Genomic DNA, 348 nt, shown 5'->3' with positions numbered 1-348 from the left:
TCGGCCTATTAGTACCAGTCACCTCCACACATTACTGCGCTTCCAGTTCTGGCCTATCAACCCGGTCATCTTCCGGGGGCCTTAACCCCTCGAGGGGGAGAGAAACCTCATCTTGGAACAGGCTTCCCGCTTAGATGCTTTCAGCGGTTATCCCTTCCGAACGTAGCCAACCAGCAGTGCCCCTGGCGGAACAACTGGCACACCAGAGGTTCGTCCGTCCCGGTCCTCTCGTACTAGGGACAGCCTTCCTCAAGTTTCTAACGCGCGCGGCGGATAGAGACCGAACTGTCTCACGACGTTCTAAACCCAGCTCGCGTGCCGCTTTAATGGGCGAACAGCCCAACCCTT

Annotated in this window: 1 rRNA gene; it reads right to left on the bottom strand. The window is 57.5% G+C overall.

Annotation, left to right across the window (positions count from 1 at the left end):
• Positions 1-348: ribosomal RNA gene (locus HCA44_RS20720) — 23S ribosomal RNA — on the bottom strand; the annotation flags it as partial.

The sequence above is a fragment of the Rhodococcus sp. HNM0569 genome, from assembly GCF_012726205.1.
Lineage (GTDB): Bacteria > Actinomycetota > Actinomycetes > Mycobacteriales > Mycobacteriaceae > Rhodococcus_F.
This window is presented reverse-complemented; position numbering and strand designations above follow the sequence as displayed.